We start from the raw sequence: 18,065 nt of genomic DNA, 5'->3' as shown, positions 1-18,065 counted from the left end.
CGGCCCTCCTCACGGACCGGCCCGGCTAATGGCACGATAGTTCCGTGCCTGAGATCATCCGACCCAACCGCCGTCGCGGTCCCCTTAGTGCGGTGTTGCTCGTGCTGGCCCTGCTCTTCGGCCCGGCACTTGCCGCCTGTTCTGACGAGCCCGCCCAATACGGCGATCGGTTGTGGGGCGCGATCGTGCTCGCCGAGAAGGACATCGGCCAGGAAAAGGGTCCGCAGATAACGGTGCCGCAATCACTCGAAGCGGTGGTGAGCGCCACCGAATTCAAGCGAGACGGACTGATCGGCACCCGGGCAACATTCACCGAGGCCACCCTCGGCCAGTTCGCCCAGCTCGGCGAACTCGTCGACGACGCCTACCCGGATGCCCCCGTGACCCTGGACCTCCAGGCGCAGCGCCGCGGTGAAGCGGTCACCTTCCGCGGTACGGCCGATCTGCAAGGGCTGACGCCCGAGCGCGACTACGTCGAGTTCTCGGTCCAGTTCGCCGGACCGATCAGTGCCACCAACGGCCAGCAGGATGGTGACGACGCCGTCTCCTGGAAGCCGGAGATCGGCAAGGCGACCCCGATGACCGCCGAGGCCCGCTACGACGAACCCGGGACCGCCGCATTCGCCGGTTGGACCGGTCTGATGGCCGGCATCGCGTTGGCCGTTGCCGTCGTGGTGGTGGCGCTCGCGTGGGTCAGCCGCGACCAATCGCCGCGGCCAGGTGCCCCGCACAAACGCCCCAAGGACGCCGCCCAACAACCCGTCGGAAGCTCGAACACCGGCGGTACGGGTCACAGCGGGACCGACCGCAGCGGTAACTCACGCTGATCGGTTGGCCATCACCGGTGAGTAGATGCCCTCTGACCGAGCCTCAGGCAGCGATCGAGTTCATCCCGAGGCGTTCGAGGACCTCACTGGTGGCCTTCGCGAAGTTCAGGCTGCAGAAGTGCAGACACGGCGCGCCCTCGTCGATCAGGCGCTGCGCCATCTCGGTGGCCAGATCGATACCCACTGCGCGAACCGATTCCCGATTCTCCTCGGGCCCGTCGCCTGCCGCCTCGGCCAGTCGCTTCTCGACCGCGGGCGGGAGCACCGAACCCGACAGTTCGACCATGCGGCGCACCGAGGCAAGCGAGGTGATCGGCATGATCCCCGGGATCAAGGGCTTGGCGCCCTGCTCCGGGTCGGCGGCGTTGACGCGGTCGCGCAGTCGCAGATAGTGATCGACGTCGAAGAACATCTGGGTGATCGAATACTGTGCTCCGGCACGCAGTTTCGACACCAGGTGCTTGGTGTCGTGATCGAGATCGGGTGCGCGGTGATGCCCTTCCGGGAACGAGGCCACCCCGATGTTGAAGTCGCCGAGATCCTGCAGTAGCCGGACGAGTTGTTCCGCGTACTCCAGCCCGTCGGGATGCTTGACCCATTCGCCCAGCGGGTCACCCGGCGGATCACCACGCAGGGCCAGGATGTTGGTGATGCCCTGGTCGGCGTAGCCGCCGGCCATCGCCCGAAGCTCGTCGATGCTGTGCCCCACCGCAGTCAGGTGCGCGACGGGGAGCAACGTGGTCTCGCGCGCGATCTCCCCGGTGATACGCAATGTCCGGTCACGGGTGGAGCCGCCGGCGCCGTAGGTCATCGAAACAAAGGCCGGGTTCATTCGCTCGAAAATCCGCACGGTTCGCCACAGGCGCGCCTCGGCCTGCTCGTCTCGGGGCGGCATGAACTCGACCGAGAACGGCACCGGACCCGAGTGGGGTTCGGTCAGCCGCTTCACGATCGATGATTGCGTCATCTGCGAACTCACCCGGCAAGTATAGAGGTGGCGACCGGGGACGACCGCCTGCCTGCCGCCGCCACATCCCACCGTAGTGTGGTTGACGTGGCAATCCAGTCTGTGACCGACGTTCCCGCCGCGACCACCGACCTCTTGCAGCGGGTTTTTGCAGACCGCGCATCCACGGCAGCCGACATCGGTCCGGGATTCTGCGATGCGGTGGACGCACTGTCTGCTTTTGTACTCCGCGGCGGCAAACGTGTCCGACCGACGTTCGCCTGGGCCGGTTACCTGGCCGCCGGGCCTGCCCGTACCGATCCCGACCGACTGTTGTCGGTCTGCGCCGCGCTGGAACTGATGCAGGCCTGCGCGCTGATCCACGACGACATCATCGATCGCTCCGACACGCGTCGGGGGTTCCCGACGATCCACCGCGAGTTCGAGGCCCGCCATCGCGAGGCCGGCTGGCGTGGCGATGCCGCCGACTACGGCGAAGGCGTTGCCATCCTCCTCGGAGATCTGGCCCTGGCCTGGGCCGATGACCTGATCGCCGAAGCCGGGTTCGATGCACAGATCCACCGGTCGGTGTCGGCGATTTGGCGGGGTATGCGCACCGAGGTCCTCGGCGGGCAGTTCCTCGACATCGCCACCGAGGCCTCCGGTGACGAAACGCCGGAGGCCGCCTATCGCGTCATGCGGTTCAAGACCGCCGCCTACACGGTCGAACGCCCACTGCATCTCGGCGCTGCCATCGGTGGCGCCGACCCCGGCCTGATCGAATCGTTGCGTTCATTCGGCACCGACATCGGTATCGCCTTCCAGCTTCGTGATGATCTACTCGGTGTGTTCGGCGATCCGTCGATCACCGGCAAGCCGGCAGGTGACGACATCATCGCCGGCAAGCGGACCGCACTGTTGTCGGCTGCCCTTGGCCATCTCGACGCCCACGACCCGGAGGCGGCAGGCGTACTGCGTGAGCGGGTCGGACGCGCACTCGACGCCGACGAACTGGCCCAGACACTGCAGATCATCACCGCGAGCGGTGCCGTCGCCGAGGTGGAACAGCAGATCGAGGATCTGGTGACCAGCGCGCTGACCACCTTGACCGCGAGCACCGCGACCGCCTCAGCCAAAGCCGACCTGATCGACCTGGCAACCGCCATGACCCGTCGCCAGTACTGATGGCGCGCACCACCTCAGGCAGGAGCGACCGGATCGTTGTTGTCGGCGCCGGGTTGTCGGGTCTGACCGCAGCCCTGTATCTGCGCGGCGCGGGCCGAGAGGTGACGGTGCTCGAGGCCGCCGATCTACCCGGCGGCCGGGTCGCAACCGAGACGATCGGTGCCAACCGATTCGACACCGGCGCAACAATTCTCACGATGCCCGAACTCGTCCATGCACCGCTGGCCGCGGTGGGTATCAATCGTGACGACGCGGCGCGGCGTCTGGATCTGATCGACGTCGACCCGACCTATCACATGCGATACGCCGACGGCACCGAACTTCAGATGCATCGCGACGTCGACAAACTGGCCGCAGCCATCGCCGAAACCTTCGGCGCCGCAGCGTCTCACGGCTACCGACGCCTCAACGACTGGCTGGCCCGACTGTACGACGCCGAGTTTGACAGCTTCATCGACCGCAACTTCGATTCGCCCGTCTCGATCGCCCGAGACCGGACAACCCGGACCGCCGCAGCACAATTGGTGCGCCTGGGCGCACTGGGCAACCTCTCGTCCACGGTGGGACGTTTCATCGAAGACGAACGACTGCTGCGCGCCTTCACCTTTCAGGCACTCTATGCCGGGGTACCGCCGGAGCGGGCCCGCGCGGTGTACGCAGTCATCGCACACATGGACATCAGCATGGGTGTCTACTATCCGCGCGGCGGCATGGGCCGGGTTGCACAGGAGATGGTCACCGCACTGATCGAGGCCGGTGGTCGCGTCGAATTCGGCGCCGCCGCCGAAGGTGTCGAGTGGGACGACAACCGGGTGAGCGCCATCACGGGCATCGACGGCCGCCGTTGGCCCTGCGACGCCGTCATCTTCACCACCGACACACCGGTCACCCGCGGACTACTCGGAGACAAGCCCCGTCGACGCCGCCGCAAGGTCGTCTACTCGCCGAGCGCAGTGGTCGCACACGGCGTGGTTCCCACTTCCGTCACGGCACAGTGGCCGGGTGGGCATCACACGCTGGACTTCGGCGCGGCGTGGTCGCAGACCTTCCGTGAACTGACCGCCCGCTCGGGCCGGGGCCGACTCATGAGTGACCCGTCGCTGCTCATCAACCGGCCCGCGATCTCCGACCCCGCCCACTCGATCACCGCAGCAGGCGAATCCGTGACGGTGCTCGCCCCCTGCCCCAATCTGGATTCTGCACCGCTGCCGTGGCGCGAACTGTCGAGGCCGTACGTGGACGAGGTGCTCGCCGTCCTCGAGTCGCGGGGCTACGACGGCATCCGGGAGAACTTCGAGGTCGTCAAGATTGACGATCCCGGCACATGGGCTGCCAAGGGGATGGCAGCGGGCACACCCTTCGCCGCAGCCCACACCACCGGGCAGACCGGACCACTGCGGACTCCCAACCTCGTCCGCGGAACCGACAACGTGGTGCTCGCAGGCAGCTCGACGGTGCCCGGCGTCGGCATCCCGCCGGTGTTGGTCTCGGGTCGACTGGCCGCAGCCCGAATCACCGGTGACTCGGGGCACTAGGATCATCGAGATGTCCGTACCCGCCACCACCCCTGCGCCGGTCACCGTCGCCGGTCGGTGGCGGCAAGGCTTCTCGGTTCGAGCGGTGCGCAAATTCTGTGCCACCGAGATCGGGCGCCACGTGGTGCTCGGATTCATCGGTTCGGTACTGGTCACCATCGGCAGTTTCGGTGTCGGTGACATCCCCCGCAACAACACCTCGCTGCAGAGCATGCACCTGTCGTGGATGTACTACGGCCACGGGAGAACCCTGAGCACCATCGCTTTTTGGCTCGGCGTTGCGTTGATGGTGATCGCGTGGGTGCGGATCGGACGCACGCTGCACGCCCAGAAGACCGGTAGCGCTCAGAAGAGTGGCGAGCAACCCGCATCGGCCATCGGCTGGGCGTCGGTGGCCTGGTCTGCTCCCCTGCTGATCGCGATACCGCTCTACAGTCGCGACGTCTACGCCTATCTCGCGCAGGGGGCACTGCTGCGCGATGGCTTCAATCCCTACTCCGACGGTCCCGCGGTCAATCCGGGGCCGCTGGTCGATTCGATGGCGCAGGTCTGGGCGACCACCACCGCGCCCTACGGCCCCGGCTTCATGACCGTTGCCCGCGCGGTGACGGAGGTGACCGGCGATAGTCCGGTTGCCGGAGTCCTGGTGATGCGTCTGGTCTTGCTGCCCGGCCTGCTGTTGACGCTGTGGGCACTGCCCAGGCTGGCCCGCCGTTTCGGCGCCAATCCGTCGATGGCCATCTGGATCGTGCTCCTCAATCCGATGGTCCTGATCCATCTGGTCGGCGGCCCGCACGTCGAACTGCTGATGATGGGTGTGCTGATTGCGGGCGTCACGCTGGTGGTCGAGGGCCGCCATGTCGCCGGGATGAGTGTGCTGGCGCTGGCCACCGCGATCAAGATCACAGCGGGTGTGGCGATTCCGTTTGTCCTGTGGATCTGGCTGGCACACATCCGCGCCGAGCGACCGGTGCGGGCGAGCGATGTGGTCCGGGTGCTGGCCTGGATCATCGGGCTCGGTGCGGTGATCTTCGGTGCCTTGACGCTGGTCGTCGGTCATGGATTCGGCTGGCTGCTCGGGTTGACCTGGGCTGACAAGATCATCAACTGGCTGACGATCCCCACCGCGGTGGCTCATCTGATCACCTTCGCCGCTTCACCTTTCACGGCGCTGCCGCTACTACCGGTGCTCGATGTGGTCCGCACTGTGGGATCGGTCATCATGGCGCTGACGCTGGTGGGTCTGTGGCTGTGGTTCCGCAGATCCGAGCGCGACGCGGTCAAGGGCATGGCGTGGGCGATGTTCGCCGTCCTGCTGCTCGAACCGTCCACGCTGCCCTGGTATTACACCTGGGCGCTGGTTCTGGCCGCGGCCTTCGCGATCGACAGGCGAGCCATCGTGGCGATCATCGTGTTCTCGGTGTTCCTGTTGCAGGTGTTCGGCCCCACCGACGAGATCTACATGTATGAACTCCCCGACGTCCTGCTGGCGCTCGTGTTGTCAGGATTGGCCGGGTGGTCTTTTGTCCGGGTCGATCCGCTTCGATTACGCCGATTGATCCGAGGGAAACCGGCACCGGTCCCCGCCACCGGTGCCACCGAAGACGTGTCATGACCGAAGATCTCGGCGCCGCGTACGAACACTGCCGACAGTTGGCCAAAGTTCACGGCCGCACGTATTACGCCGGTACCCAACTGCTTTCGAAAGACAAGCGCAACGGTGTGTACGCGCTGTACGGATTTGCACGGATGGTCGACGACATCGTCGACAACGACACGGGACCAGATCGTCTCACCCGCCTCGATGCGATCGAATCCGATCTTGCCTCGGCCCTTGCCGACCCGGCGTACCGGCCGGACCTACCGGAAGTGCTGGCAGTCGCCGATACCGCGACCACCTACTCGATCGACCACCACTACTTCGCGGCTTTCCTGCGCTCGATGCGAATGGACCTGCCCGAGAGCCCACTTCACGTCAGCCGATACCGGAGCATGGGGCAACTCCGGGACTACATGTACGGGTCGGCCGGTGTGATCGGCCTCGAGTTGCTCCCGATCCTGGGGACGGTTGGCCCGGTGTCGGAGGCGACCGAATCAGCTCGTTCGCTCGGAGACGCATTCCAGCTGACAAACTTCCTCCGCGATCTCGGCGAGGATCTCGACCGCAACCGGATCTATCTCCCCACCGACGAACTCGCTGCATTCGGCGTCGACGAGTCGATGCTGCGCCGGTGCCGTCGGACCGGACAGGTCCCACCCGAATTACGCCGGGCCCTGGCTCATCTGATCGCGGTGACCCGCGCCGAATACCACCTCGCCGAACCCGGCATAGATCACCTGACGCCGGCCAGCCGTCCCGGAATCCGCGCGGCGTTCACCATGTACCGGGCCATTCTCGACGAGGTCGAGGCAAGCGACTATCGCGTACTGACCCAAAGAGTCCGGGTTCCCCGGCGCAAACGACTGACCCACATCGCCGCAGCACTCACGCGTCGGCGCTGACGATCTCAGCCCAGATCGACCTCGGCGTCGGCCGCTCCCTTGATCCAGTCGTTGGCCTCGAAGATGGACGCTCCCGACCAGCGCTTCCGAGAATGGCCGGACCATGTCAGACCCGCCGGGCACAATGTCGTCCAACCCCATTTCGCGCACGGAGAGGAACTGAAGTGGCCACAGACACTCCGCCACCCCGCACCGGTTCATCCGAAAAGGAAGTGCTGGTGGGCTTTCTGGACTATCTGCGCGTGTCCGCGGCCTCGAAACTCCTCGGGGTTTCCGAGACGGCAGCCCGGGCACCGGCGGTGCCGAGCGGCACGAACCTGATCGGTCTTCTGCGTCACCTCACCTACGTCGAACGAGCGATCTTTCTCGAACTGAAGGTCACGAACTGGAAGTCCACGTTCACCGCAACAGATTCGGACACAGTCGATTCGATCATCGCGGCGTACCGCGACGCCACCGCGCAAGCCAACGCAGTCATCGCCACCTACACCGATCTTGCCCAACCCGCACCGATCGCCCCCGGTCGAAAATCGGCGCCCTCGATGCGTTGGGCGCTGACGCACATGATCGAGGAGACCGGACGCCACGCAGGTCACCTGGACATCATCCGCGAGCAGCTCGACGGCCAGACCGGGCGATAGATGGCTTCGCCCCAACCCTCGTAGGAGTACGAAATGCCAGAAGGTCGTCCTCGGTTGGACGTCCCACCGAGGCCTCGAGTGAAGGTTCGCGAATGAACGACATACTGAGGATCGAACCGGCAGACTTCGACGATCCGGTCTTACAGGAGTTCCTGCAGGCACATCTCGACGACATCGCCCCCACCGCACCCGACGAGAGTCAGCATGCTCTGTCGATCGCTGCCATGAAGACATCGCCGGGATTCAGGCTCTGGGTCGCATACATCGACGCCGAATTGGTCGGAACCGTTGGACTGGGCCCGGTTTCGGCCGGACATGAGGAGCTCAAGAGTATGCGGACCTCACCACACCGCCGCGGTTCCGGAGTCGGCAGGGCGCTCCTCGATCACGCGCTCGCCGACGCCACCGCCCGCGGAATCCACAGGCTCTCACTCGAAACCGGCAGTATGGACTTCTTCGCGCCGGCTCGGGCGCTCTACGTGCGAACAGGATTCAGCGAGTGCGGCTCGTTTGGGGCCTATCCAACCGACGACCCGAACAGCACCTTCATGACGATGACCCTCGACCGCAAGGAGGTGGAGTAACCCCCGTGCGCGGTGACGACGTGAATGCCGACGATTCCTGTTCGATCGTGACCGCACGGCTGGTTCTGCGTACATGGCAGCCCGCGCATCGCGGTCCGTTTGCCGAACTCCACGCCGACCCGACGGCAATGGCCGACCTCGGCGGCCCGATCGACCGGGCCGACAGCGATGAGAAGTTCGACCGGTACATCGACGCCCAGCGCCGGCACCACATCTCCCGGTGGGCCGTGGAAAGCTCAGACGGCCACCTGATCGGCTATTGCGGTGTGATGCCACGCATGGCGAGCGACCACCCACTGGGCCGACACTTCGAGGTGGGATGGAGATTCTTCACAGAATTATGGGGAAACGGCTACGCCACCGAAAGCGCCCGTGCAGCATTGCATCACGCACGTCGTGTGCGGGGGATCCGGGAAATCCTCACCTACACGGCACCCGACAACACCCGATCACAAGCGGTCATGGAACGCCTCGGACTGACAAGACAACCCCTCCGCGACTTCACGCACGAATACTCCGGCGAGTCATGGCACGGATTGGTCTGGTCGGTCCCATCCCACTGGACACCCGATGCGGATTCTCGATCGAGAACAACATGATGGTCCGTCAGGCAAAAATCCGATGACCGCAACAAAAACGAAGGTGAGCATGAAACCCGACGGCGACGTGACGTTGGCCAGTCATCAAGCAGCAGCGCAGTCCTGTGTGGACAACACGCCACCGCTCGGTGAGCATCTGACGGCGTATCTCGATCGGGTCGCCGATGAAGTGGGGTCCGGCGGGTTCGTATTGGAACTCGGCAGCGGCACCGGGTGGGCTGCGAAGTACCTCGAGAGCAAGTATCTGCGTGTGCGTCGCACCGACGCCGCACCGGCTTTCGTCGACATGATGCGTGCAGATGGTCACCACGCCGATGTCCTCGACATTCGCAGTGATGCATTCGGCGGCCCCTACGACGCAATCCTGGCCACCACCGCCTTGCTGCACCTGACCCGGGACGAGTTCGAGAACGTCCTGCGGCGAGCGCACTCCGCGATCGCACCCGACGGACTACTCGCGTTCACGATCAGGACGGGCAGCGGATCAGCCCGGAACACCGCAAAGCTCGGCTCACCCCGGCAATTCGCTGACTGGAGCCAATCCGAAATACACGACGTTCTGGCCCGAACAGGATGGACACCCGTACTGCTCGAGCACGTCGATCTCGACGAACCGTGGATTTTTGTCCTCGCCACCTCGTCCGCCGATGTCCACACCCGATGGATTCACCCGTGATACTCGGCCAAATGCCCATCGGCGGGCAACTCGACGCATTGCGCATCACACTCGCCCGCAACAGCACCCCGATGGAAGTGCTCAACGGGGCGCGAAACTCGCCCTAGACAGGCGCGGTACCTACGTCAGAAGGCTTCGGCCTGCGCGCGGCGGATCATCTCGCGAGCCGAGTGCCCGTGCAGTGCCTCTGCCGGCGTGATGCCAAGGTCTTCCTGGACGGTGAACATCCACCGCATGATCTCGTCGCGGCTGAAACCACCATCGAACAGGACTTCGATCAGTCCGGAGAGGTGTTTGACGATGTCGGAACCATCGAAGAACAACTCCGGGACCGCGACCTGTCCGTCGCGGCGAACCGCGAGCAGCTGATGCGCGGTGATCATGTTGAGGACTTTGCTGTTGGAAAAGCCCATTCGGGAGGAAACCTGAGAGACCGACAGGACGTCGACGTCAGCAGGAAGAGTGTCTGGAGAAAGCGGTACGGAACCCACGGTCAAGAGGGTACCGAGCGAGTGGTCAAACCGTCGAATCCCGGCCCGCGCTGCTCTGCTCGACCGCGCCGTGACCGATTCTCGATCCCACATCGCTAATGTGGACTCGGTTCGACATCTCCACCTGAATTTCCACCCCCATCACGAAAGGCTTCGACACGGTGAACGCTCCCTCCGACGTGCTTTTGGGTGCGCTCCTGGAGCGCAGATACCGCATCGATGCGCTCATCGCCCGCGGCGGCATGTCCAGCGTCTATCTCGGTATGGACCTGCGACTGGACCGGCCCGTTGCCGTCAAGGTGATGGACCCCCGCTTCTCGGCCGACCCCCAGTTCCTGGCCCGTCTCGAGTTCGAGGCCCGGTCGGTGGCCCGACTGAAGGATCCGGGCCTGGTTCCGGTGTACGACCAGGGCGCCGACGGTGACTACGCCTTTTTGGTGATGGAACTCGTGGAGGGTGGCACTCTCCGGGAACTGCTGCGTGAACGCGGGCCGATGCCGCCGCATGCCGTCAACGCGGTGACGGCACCGGTCCTGAGCGCTCTGGGCGTGGCCCACCGCGCCGGCCTCGTCCACCGCGACGTCAAGCCCGAGAATGTCCTGATCTCCGACGAGGGCGAAGTCAAGGTTGTCGATTTCGGACTGGTCCGGGCGATCGCCGCAGCGGGTATCACGTCCAACAGCGTCATCCTGGGCACCGCGGCCTACCTCTCCCCCGAACAGGTCGAGACGGCCTCTGCCGATGCCCGCTCCGATGTCTACTCGACCGGCATCCTCGTCTTCGAAATGCTCACCGGCAAAACGCCGTTCAGCGGCGATACCGCCCTGGGATTGGCGTACCAGCGACTCAACAACGACGTGCCGCCACCGAGTTCACTCATCGCAGGCGTCCCACCCGAGTTCGACGAGTTCGTGCTCACCGCGACGGCCCGCAACCCGCAGGACCGCTACCGCGACGGCTTTCACATGCGCGAGGTCCTCGATGAGATCGCCGCCGACCTGGAACTGCCGCCGTTCACCGTGCCCGCCCCCACCCGATCCGCCGAACGGGACACGATGGTCGCCTTCCGCGACCGGAAGATGACGCAGCCCGCCGATCCCGACAGGACCGACCCGATCCGGGCGGCGGCCCCGCCCGCACCCCCCACCGGCCGCAATCCCACCCGCGTCCAGACGTTGCCACCCGACACCCGAGCGCCCGCTCAGACCCCACCCGGCCAGCCACCGGCCGATCAGGGGCAACCGCCCGAGCACCATCCGACGTCGGCGGTGCTCGCTCCACATGCCGCCGACTACGCGGAACGTCGCCGCAAATCCCGCCGCACCACCCTGATCTGGATGTTGGTCGTCGTGCTGATCGCCGCACTACTCGGTGTTGGCGGTTGGTGGCTGGGTTCGGGCCGATTCGCCACGGTCCCGGATACGAACGGCATGGATCGTGTTGCCGCGACCGAGGCCATCGAGGACGCCGGGCTCGGCGTGGTGGACGACCCGACATTCCACAACGAGATCCCGGTCGACGAGGTGATGTCGGTCGAACCCGCCCCGGGCACCCGCGTCAGCCGATTTTCCGATGTGACACTTGCCTATTCGGTCGGTCAGCCGAAGGTTCCCGATGTCGGTTCCGGGACCTCGCTCCCCGAGGCCGAAGGGGTGCTGCGTGAACACACGCTGGTGCCCGAGGTGACCCGTCAGCAGTACAGCGCCACCGCTCCCAAAGGTTCGGTGGTGTCGCTGACCCCCAACTCGGGAACGACAGTCCCGGTGGGCAGTACCGTGCAGATCACGACAAGCCGTGGCCCCGAACCGGTTTCGGTCCCGGACGTATCCGGGCGGGATCAGGCCGAGGCCACCAAGCTCATCAAGGGCGCCAAACTCAAACCCGGTTCGGTGACCACCCGCTTCAGCCCGGACATCAACGGCGGCGACGTGATCGGCACCGAACCTGCGGCCGGAACGCTGGCAGAGCCCGGCAGCACGATCACGCTGGTGGTCTCGGACGCGATCACCGTGCCGGATGTGTCCGGCAAGACGCCCGCCGACGCCCGCCGGACCCTGCAAGATGCCGGCCTGATCGCCGAGGACGGCGGAACGTCCACCGATGGAAAAGCGAAGGCAGGCACCATCACAACGGCCAGCCCGGCATTCGGTGCGCGCGTGGATCCACGCAATCCGGTGGTGAAGATCTTCATCTCCGATGCGGTCTCGGTACCCGATGTCACCGGGGACACCGTCGGCACCGCCAAGAAGAAGCTCTCCGAGGCCGGACTCGACGTGAACAGTCGCGGTCTGACCGGCTCGAACATCTCGATTGTGGTCAGTCAGAGCCCAGGCGGCGGAAACCGGGTCAAGACGGGCTCCACCGTCGAGATCACATCGATACCCTGACCGACGTCGCTCTCGAACAGACCCGATCTGTACAGGCTCTCCACCTACGCATGTGTTGCCGGTGCGTGATCGGAGAACCTGTACGGCTGGGTCCGGAACGGATCAGCCTCGGAGCATCTCCGCGACCAGGAAGGCCAGTTCCAGCGACTGCTGGGTGTTCAGCCTTGGATCACAAGCGGTTTCGTAGCGTCCGGACAGATCCAGATCGGAGATGTCCTGGGCACCACCGAGGCATTCGGTGACATCTTCACCGGTCAGCTCGATGTGGATACCACCCGGGTGAGTGCCCAGCGCGTGGTGGACCTCGAAGAATCCCTGGACCTCATCGACGATGCGGTCGAAGTGACGGGTCTTGTATCCCGTGCTCGCCTCGTGGGTGTTGCCGTGCATCGGATCGCACTGCCAGATGACCTTGTGTCCGGTGGCCTCGACGGCGGCGACGATCGGCGGCAGCACCTCGCGCACCTTGGAGTTGCCCATCCGCGCGACCAGGGTCAGACGACCGGGCACGTTGTGCGGGTCGAGACGCTTGACGTATTCGACGGCCTGTTCCGGCGTGGTGCCCGGACCGATCTTCAGGCCGATCGGATTCGAGAGCAACTCGGCAAAGGCGATGTGTGCGCCGTCGAGCTGGCGGGTGCGCTCCCCGATCCAGAGGAAGTGTGCCGAGAGGTCGTAGAGCAGCTTGCCGCCCTCCGGATCCTCCGGATCGTCGGCAAGACGCAGCAGGGCGCGCTCGTAGTCGAGCACCAGCGCCTCATGTGAGGCGTAGATATTCGCCGACTCCAGATTCGAGTCGCGCACACCACAGGCATCCATGAACTTGAGGCCGCGGTCGATCTCCGAGGCGAGTGCCTCGTAGCGTGCACCGGCCGGTGAGGTGCGGACGAACTCCTGGTTCCAATCGTGCACCCGATGCAGGTCGGCATGACCGGCGCCGGACAGTGCCCGGACCAGGTTCATCGCGGCGCTGGCGTTGGCATACGCCCGAACGAGCCTGGAGGCATCGTGCTCTCGCACCGCCTCGTCGGGCAGGAACCCGTTGACCATGTCACCGCGGTACGACAAGAGACCCAGGGCATCGGTGTCGGACGAACGGGGTTTGGCGTACTGACCGGCGATCCGGGCGACCTTGACCACCGGCAGGCTGGCGCCGTAGGTCAGCACCACGGCCATCTGCAGCAACGTGCGGATGTTGCCCTTGATGTGCGGTTCGGTGTTGTCGGCGAACGTCTCGGCGCAGTCACCACCCTGCAACAGGAACGCGCGACCCAGCGCCACCTCGGCGAGCTGAGCCTTGAGCTCCTCGACCTCGTTCGGCAGGCAGATCGGGGGCACGCTCTCCAGGACGGTCCGCATGGCGCGGGCCTTGTCCTCGGGCCAGCTCGGCTGCTGCAACGCCGGCTTGCTGATCGCATCAGCAAAACGCTCAGCCAGGTCGCCGGGCAACGGCGGAAGCTCGGGAAGTTCATTCAACGGAACATCTACGGTCCAATTCACCACCCCAACAGCCTAATGCCCTCGGATCAGGAGGTGAACGGCGAGGTCACGCGCGCGGTGCACCCAGCGAGGCCTCGATGGCAAGCCACTTGTTGAGGTTGTGCCGCGCGTCCGCGAGCGCATCGTGCGCGTCCTTGGGTGCGGCGGGCAGTTCCGGCCTGCCGTTGAGTTCCCAGTGCTGCCGCAACTCGCGGGTATACCGCGGCATCTCCCGCGGCAACGCGGTCATCGGACCCCAGAGCTGACAGAGAACCACGTGGTCGTAGGCACCCACCCAGGCCCAGAGCTCGATCGTGCCGTCGCCCTCGTTCAGGAAGTCGAAGAGGTCACTGCGGATCCGCGAGCGTCCGCGCCAGGCCTTCGACGCCGGCGACGGCAGCTTGGGAAGCACATTCGCCCTGACCCACGGTCCGGCCTTGTCCGGGTTGAACTCGGTTGACACCGCATAGAATTCGCGGCCGTCCTCGGCCACCATGCCGATCGACACGAGGTCGATGGTGTGGCCGTCCTCGATGAATTCGCAGTCGTAGAAGTATCGCACCGCCGGACTCAGGCGGCCGGTGACGTGGAGGCGGGCGGCTCGGCAGGCTTGTCCTTGAGGGACGCGGCGTACACATCCACGTACTGCTGATCACCGAGTCGCATGAGTTCGTACATGATCTCGTCGGTGACGGCGCGCTCGATGAACCGGTTGCCCTCCATGCCCTCGTACCGACTGAAGTCGAGCGGCTTACCGATCTTCACGGTGATCCTCGCGGGACGCGGCATCGTGGTCCCGGGCGGATTCAAGTCGCTGGTACCGATCATCGCGACCGGGATCACCGGCACACCACACGCCATCGCGACCCGGGCCAGGCCCGTCTTGCCCTTGTAGAGACGACCGTCGGGCGAACGGGTGCCCTCCGGGTACATCGCCATCAGATCGCCGGCATCGAGCTTGCGTTTGGCCGCGGACAGGGCGCCCGACGCCGCGTCGGCCCCGGTGCGGTCGATCGGGATCTGGCTCGACGCGGTGAAGAACCAACGCTGGAAGGCACCCTTGGCGCCGGTTCCGGTGAAGTACTCACTCTTGGCCAGGAAGTACATCCGGCGCGGAACCATCAGCGGGAGGTAGAAGCTGTCGACGACGGCCAGATGATTGCTTGCCAGGATCGCCGGCCCTTTTGTTGGAATATTCTCCAGGCCTTCGACTTTCGGCCGTCCGATGACCCGGAGGAACGGTCCCATCAGGATGTATTTGAAGACCCAGTACCACATGTCTTCCCACTCTCTGACGAGCCACGAACTCCCCGCCGCTGTTTACCGAAAACCGAATACGACTGCAAACTTTACCCACTCGGCCGGGGCGCCGTCACCGCCCCGATGCGGGACGCGTCACGAGCCTGATGCGGGACGCGTCACGAGCCTGATGCGGGACGCGTCACGAGCCTGATGCGGGACGCGTCATGGCGGCCGTCTCGGTGCGCGCGACCTGGGCGGCACCGATCATCCCCGCGGCCTCTCCGAGCTGCGTGCCGCGGATCCGCGCCATGCGACGATGTCCGGCGCCGGTGAGCAACGCCGAATAGTGCTCGCGCGCCTCATCGAGATACAACCCGGCCGACGACCCCACCCCACCGGCGATCACCACCAGGTCTGGATCGAACACGTCGCAGACCATTGCCAGCCCCAACCCCAGCCAGCGCGCGAAATCGGCGAACGCCGCCAGCGCCAGCGCGTCCCCGTCGTGCGCGGCGGCAGCGATCCGGCGACCGGTCAGGGATCCGGGATCGTCCATGATCTCGCGGGCGAGCTGACTGTTCCAGTCACCACCATCGGCGATCATCTCCACGACGGTGTCCACCAGAGCCGTACCGCTGCAATATCTTTCCCAGCACCCGTATTTGCCACACGAGCACGGCCGACCGTCGGGCATCACACGCAGATGCCCCAGTTCGGGTGCCACCCCGAAGCTGCCCCGATAGATTTCTCCGTCGATCAGGAACGCTGCGCCGATGCCGGTACCGATCGTGACGACCACGGTGTTGCGGCCGCGGCCCGCACCGAAGTGATACTCGGCCACCGCGGCCGAGTTGGCATCGTGTTCGAGGAAGACCGGTAGCCCGACCCGCTTGCTCATGTCTTCGGCGACCCGCGCCTCGCGCCACGGCAGATGCGGCGAGAAACGAATGGTCTGTCGATCAGCGGTCAGGAAGCCCGCCACCGCCAACCCCACCGCGGTCACGCTCCACCGGCTCGTCAGCTCCGCCACGGCACGATCGAGTGCGGACTGAAGGGCGGCTTCGGTGCCCGGGGTCGGTGCACGGAACGTGTCGTGGACCCGTCCGAGTTCGTCGACAACCGCAGCCCTGATACTCGTGCCACCGATGTCGATCCCGATCGCCAATTCTCCACCGACGGCGCCACCGAGGCGGATCGGGCCGGACGCCCCCGCGCTCACCCGCCGCCCGTCGGCGGATCGTCCTGGGAACCTTGGGGGTCCGGGGAGTCGAAGTGCACGGCGATCGGCTCGTAGGGATGTTCGCGCCATCCACCTTCACCTGTCGATCCCGCGGTACCGGACCCGGGCGTCGAACCCATCACGTGTTCGAGTGCCTCTTGGATGGCCTCCAGGATCGCGATCAACTGACCGAGCATCTGCCAGATCAGCTCACCGGCCTCTTCGATGATGATCTCCAGCGTGGTTCGGATCTGAGCGGAGAAGTCGCTCGGCGCGCCCGCGGCGTCACCGCGCGCGCGGGGTCCGGACTCACCTCCGAGCAGGCCCGCCGCAAGGAGGTCCACCTTCTCGAGCAGGCCGACAAGCAGGTCCCGCCACGCGTCCGAGTCTCCCCCGGATCGAGATCCGTCTGGCGAGCCGTCGTGCTGTTGGTCCACTCGGCCCTTCTCTCGGTTGGAACTGACTCATCGGTCACGAAATTCTGCGGTGCCCGCCATTCTTACGTATCTAAGACTGACTCGGCCACAGATCAGGATCGGGCCGGAACCGCACGGTCATGAAGCCATCATCCCAATGCGCGTCCAGAACCACGCACCGGCGTAGCACCGAGGGCAAGCGGACCCGTTGACGGACGCCGCTGACGGTCACCATCAGGTCGTCACCGCTACGGCCCAACCGGAGCCCCGACGGGTCGGGCAGCGACTGCCGCCACCGCATCCGATACACCGAATCGACACCGCTGCCCGACTCCCGGGCCACGTCGGCGGCGCGCGGGCCGACCGGACTCATCGGCCGCGCCTCCAGTAGCGCCCCGAGCTCACGCATTCTGACGACCGAATCAATGGGTTCGGAAAGCCAAGGAAGGCAAATCAATTCGGCCTCGCCACCGATCTCCCGCAGCTGTTCGACGCAGGCGCTCTGATCGGCGGATTTACGGGCGAACCAGTCCGATGCCGATGTCGCGGTCGCACCTGTTTCCGGCATGAGACGGTTGACCAGCACAGAGGTCAACGGCAGACCCATCACCTGAAGCACGGCCTGGTACCGGCGGGCTGCCAGCACTCCGTGGTCGTCGGCCCCGACCACCAGATGGGCGCTGACACCCGACGAATCGAACAGCAGGTCATCGATGTCGGAACAATCGCGGATCAGGGCATCGAGTACCGCGACCACACGCGCGATCCGGGTGTTGTCGGTGGCGGCACCCAGCCGACGATGACGGGGCCAGAGTCGCTCGATGGTGTCAGACACCATTTGCGGGACGCGGAACAGTTCGAACGCGTCGGTCGCCCCGGATGTGTCCACGACCACGCGTGACCACTGGCCAGAGGCCGCCTCGTCGCGGATACGTCTCAACGCGAGAAGCGACTCCACCCCGGGCATCCCGAGGATCTCTTCGGGATCCAGGCCTGCCAGCACCGCTTCGGAACCGGGCACCGCGGTGCCGGTCAACGTCCCGGTGGCCAGCGCCTCCCTGATCTTGCCCCACGTTTCGGCCAGCATGGCAAGCGTGTCGAGTTCCAGGAGGTCGACCTGTTGCGAGGCCGGAACCGTTTGGCCCGGAACAGAAATCACCCCGAAGATCCCGGACATGACATGAAACCGGTCCAGTGACACGACCAATGTCTTACCGCGACGGTCCGATTCGGACCGACCACCGCCGGATCGCCGCGCACCTACCGCACCGGCGGCGGCGACCGTCGACGTTCCGGTACCACCTGGTCCCAGGACGAGGTGGATGGGCGCTAGATC

18 protein-coding genes are annotated in these 18,065 nt (G+C 65.5%); 10 read left to right on the top strand and 8 right to left on the bottom strand.

Annotated features, from left to right (window positions below; translation table 11 throughout):
- Positions 1-44 precede the first annotated feature (44 nt).
- Positions 45-827, top strand: a complete 783-nt coding sequence (locus tag AC56PL_RS06620) for an LppM family (lipo)protein (RefSeq protein WP_495515549.1) — start codon at positions 45-47, stop codon at positions 825-827.
- A gap of 43 nt (positions 828-870) precedes the next feature.
- Here the strand turns inward: AC56PL_RS06620 and AC56PL_RS06615 are convergent, their stop codons facing one another.
- Positions 871-1,794 (bottom strand): methylenetetrahydrofolate reductase, encoded by a 924-nt coding sequence (locus AC56PL_RS06615; protein ID WP_495516067.1) that lies wholly within the window; start codon positions 1,792-1,794, stop codon positions 871-873.
- 48 nt (positions 1,795-1,842) lie between these two features.
- Here AC56PL_RS06615 and AC56PL_RS06610 point away from each other — a divergent pair, with 48 nt between their 5' ends.
- The 8 genes from AC56PL_RS06610 (at position 1,843) to AC56PL_RS06575 (ending at position 9,495) form a co-directional block, all read left to right on the top strand.
- Positions 1,843-2,958: a polyprenyl synthetase family protein gene (locus AC56PL_RS06610; RefSeq protein ID WP_497153577.1), complete on the top strand. Its 1,116-nt coding sequence runs from the start codon at positions 1,843-1,845 to the stop codon at positions 2,956-2,958.
- Positions 2,958-4,493: a phytoene desaturase family protein gene (gene crtI / locus AC56PL_RS06605; protein WP_497153297.1), complete on the top strand. Its 1,536-nt coding sequence runs from the start codon at positions 2,958-2,960 to the stop codon at positions 4,491-4,493. Before AC56PL_RS06610 ends, crtI begins: the two co-directional genes overlap by 1 nt.
- A gap of 10 nt (positions 4,494-4,503) precedes the next feature.
- The gene (locus AC56PL_RS06600) at positions 4,504-6,108 is read left to right on the top strand and encodes an alpha-(1->6)-mannopyranosyltransferase A (RefSeq protein ID WP_497153296.1); all 1,605 of its coding nucleotides are present in this window, start codon (positions 4,504-4,506) and stop codon (positions 6,106-6,108) included.
- On the top strand, positions 6,105-6,995 hold the full coding sequence (locus AC56PL_RS06595) for a phytoene/squalene synthase family protein (RefSeq protein ID WP_497153295.1): 891 nt from the start codon (positions 6,105-6,107) through the stop codon (positions 6,993-6,995). The genes AC56PL_RS06600 and AC56PL_RS06595 overlap by 4 nt, the downstream gene beginning before the upstream one ends.
- Positions 6,996-7,159: 164 nt before the next feature.
- Positions 7,160-7,636 (top strand): DinB family protein, encoded by a 477-nt coding sequence (locus tag AC56PL_RS06590; protein ID WP_497153294.1) that lies wholly within the window; start codon positions 7,160-7,162, stop codon positions 7,634-7,636.
- A 92-nt stretch (positions 7,637-7,728) separates the two neighbouring features.
- Positions 7,729-8,220 (top strand): GNAT family N-acetyltransferase, encoded by a 492-nt coding sequence (locus AC56PL_RS06585; RefSeq protein WP_497153293.1) that lies wholly within the window; start codon positions 7,729-7,731, stop codon positions 8,218-8,220.
- Between the two features lie 5 nt (positions 8,221-8,225).
- Positions 8,226-8,819, top strand: coding sequence for a GNAT family N-acetyltransferase (locus AC56PL_RS06580; RefSeq protein WP_495515543.1), 594 nt, complete (start codon positions 8,226-8,228; stop codon positions 8,817-8,819).
- 22 nt (positions 8,820-8,841) lie between these two features.
- The gene (locus AC56PL_RS06575) at positions 8,842-9,495 is read left to right on the top strand and encodes a class I SAM-dependent DNA methyltransferase (protein ID WP_497153292.1); all 654 of its coding nucleotides are present in this window, start codon (positions 8,842-8,844) and stop codon (positions 9,493-9,495) included.
- A gap of 125 nt (positions 9,496-9,620) precedes the next feature.
- Here the strand turns inward: AC56PL_RS06575 and AC56PL_RS06570 are convergent, their stop codons facing one another.
- A complete protein-coding gene (locus AC56PL_RS06570) occupies positions 9,621-9,986 on the bottom strand; it encodes an Rv2175c family DNA-binding protein (RefSeq protein ID WP_495515541.1) in 366 nt (121 codons plus the stop codon).
- 161 nt (positions 9,987-10,147) lie between these two features.
- Here AC56PL_RS06570 and pknB point away from each other — a divergent pair, with 161 nt between their 5' ends.
- A complete protein-coding gene (pknB, locus tag AC56PL_RS06565; protein ID WP_497153291.1) occupies positions 10,148-12,373 on the top strand; it encodes a Stk1 family PASTA domain-containing Ser/Thr kinase in 2,226 nt (741 codons plus the stop codon).
- A 102-nt stretch (positions 12,374-12,475) separates the two neighbouring features.
- Here the strand turns inward: pknB and AC56PL_RS06560 are convergent, their stop codons facing one another.
- The 6 genes from AC56PL_RS06560 to AC56PL_RS06535 form a co-directional block, all read right to left on the bottom strand.
- On the bottom strand, positions 12,476-13,876 hold the full coding sequence (locus AC56PL_RS06560; protein ID WP_495515539.1) for a class II 3-deoxy-7-phosphoheptulonate synthase: 1,401 nt from the start codon (positions 13,874-13,876) through the stop codon (positions 12,476-12,478).
- Positions 13,877-13,919: 43 nt separating this feature from the next.
- The gene (locus AC56PL_RS06555) at positions 13,920-14,414 is read right to left on the bottom strand and encodes a polyadenylate-specific 3'-exoribonuclease AS (RefSeq protein WP_495515538.1); all 495 of its coding nucleotides are present in this window, start codon (positions 14,412-14,414) and stop codon (positions 13,920-13,922) included.
- Between the two features lie 8 nt (positions 14,415-14,422).
- Positions 14,423-15,130, bottom strand: a complete 708-nt coding sequence (locus AC56PL_RS06550; RefSeq protein WP_495515537.1) for a 1-acyl-sn-glycerol-3-phosphate acyltransferase — start codon at positions 15,128-15,130, stop codon at positions 14,423-14,425.
- 163 nt (positions 15,131-15,293) lie between these two features.
- Positions 15,294-16,313 carry an ROK family protein gene (locus tag AC56PL_RS06545; RefSeq protein WP_495515536.1) on the bottom strand — a complete coding sequence of 340 codons (1,020 nt, stop codon included), beginning with the start codon at positions 16,311-16,313 and terminating at the stop codon, positions 15,294-15,296.
- A complete protein-coding gene (locus AC56PL_RS06540) occupies positions 16,310-16,750 on the bottom strand; it encodes a hypothetical protein (protein WP_497153290.1) in 441 nt (146 codons plus the stop codon). The genes AC56PL_RS06545 and AC56PL_RS06540 overlap by 4 nt, the downstream gene beginning before the upstream one ends.
- Before the next feature lie 70 nt (positions 16,751-16,820).
- The gene (locus AC56PL_RS06535; RefSeq protein ID WP_497153576.1) at positions 16,821-18,041 is read right to left on the bottom strand and encodes an ArsA family ATPase; all 1,221 of its coding nucleotides are present in this window, start codon (positions 18,039-18,041) and stop codon (positions 16,821-16,823) included.
- Between the last annotated feature and the right edge of the window lie 24 nt (positions 18,042-18,065).

This window comes from Williamsia sp. Y721 (genome assembly GCF_059683565.1).
The sequence above is the reverse complement of the archived record's forward strand: the minus strand, read 5'-3'. Positions and strand labels throughout refer to the sequence as shown.

Bases quoted from the DNA above. Each gene is read 5' to 3' on its own strand.
- AC56PL_RS06595 (WP_497153295.1), top strand. From the start codon at position 6,105: ATGACCGAAGATCTCGGCGCCGCGTACGAACACTGCCGACAGTTGGCC.
- AC56PL_RS06585 (WP_497153293.1), top strand. From the start codon at position 7,729: ATGAACGACATACTGAGGATCGAACCGGCAGACTTCGACGATCCGGTC.
- AC56PL_RS06550 (WP_495515537.1), bottom strand. From the start codon at position 15,130: ATGTGGTACTGGGTCTTCAAATACATCCTGATGGGACCGTTCCTCCGG.
- AC56PL_RS06600 (WP_497153296.1), top strand. From the start codon at position 4,504: ATGTCCGTACCCGCCACCACCCCTGCGCCGGTCACCGTCGCCGGTCGG.
- AC56PL_RS06615 (WP_495516067.1), bottom strand. From the start codon at position 1,794: ATGACGCAATCATCGATCGTGAAGCGGCTGACCGAACCCCACTCGGGT.
- AC56PL_RS06575 (WP_497153292.1), top strand. From the start codon at position 8,842: ATGACCGCAACAAAAACGAAGGTGAGCATGAAACCCGACGGCGACGTG.
- crtI (WP_497153297.1), top strand. From the start codon at position 2,958: ATGGCGCGCACCACCTCAGGCAGGAGCGACCGGATCGTTGTTGTCGGC.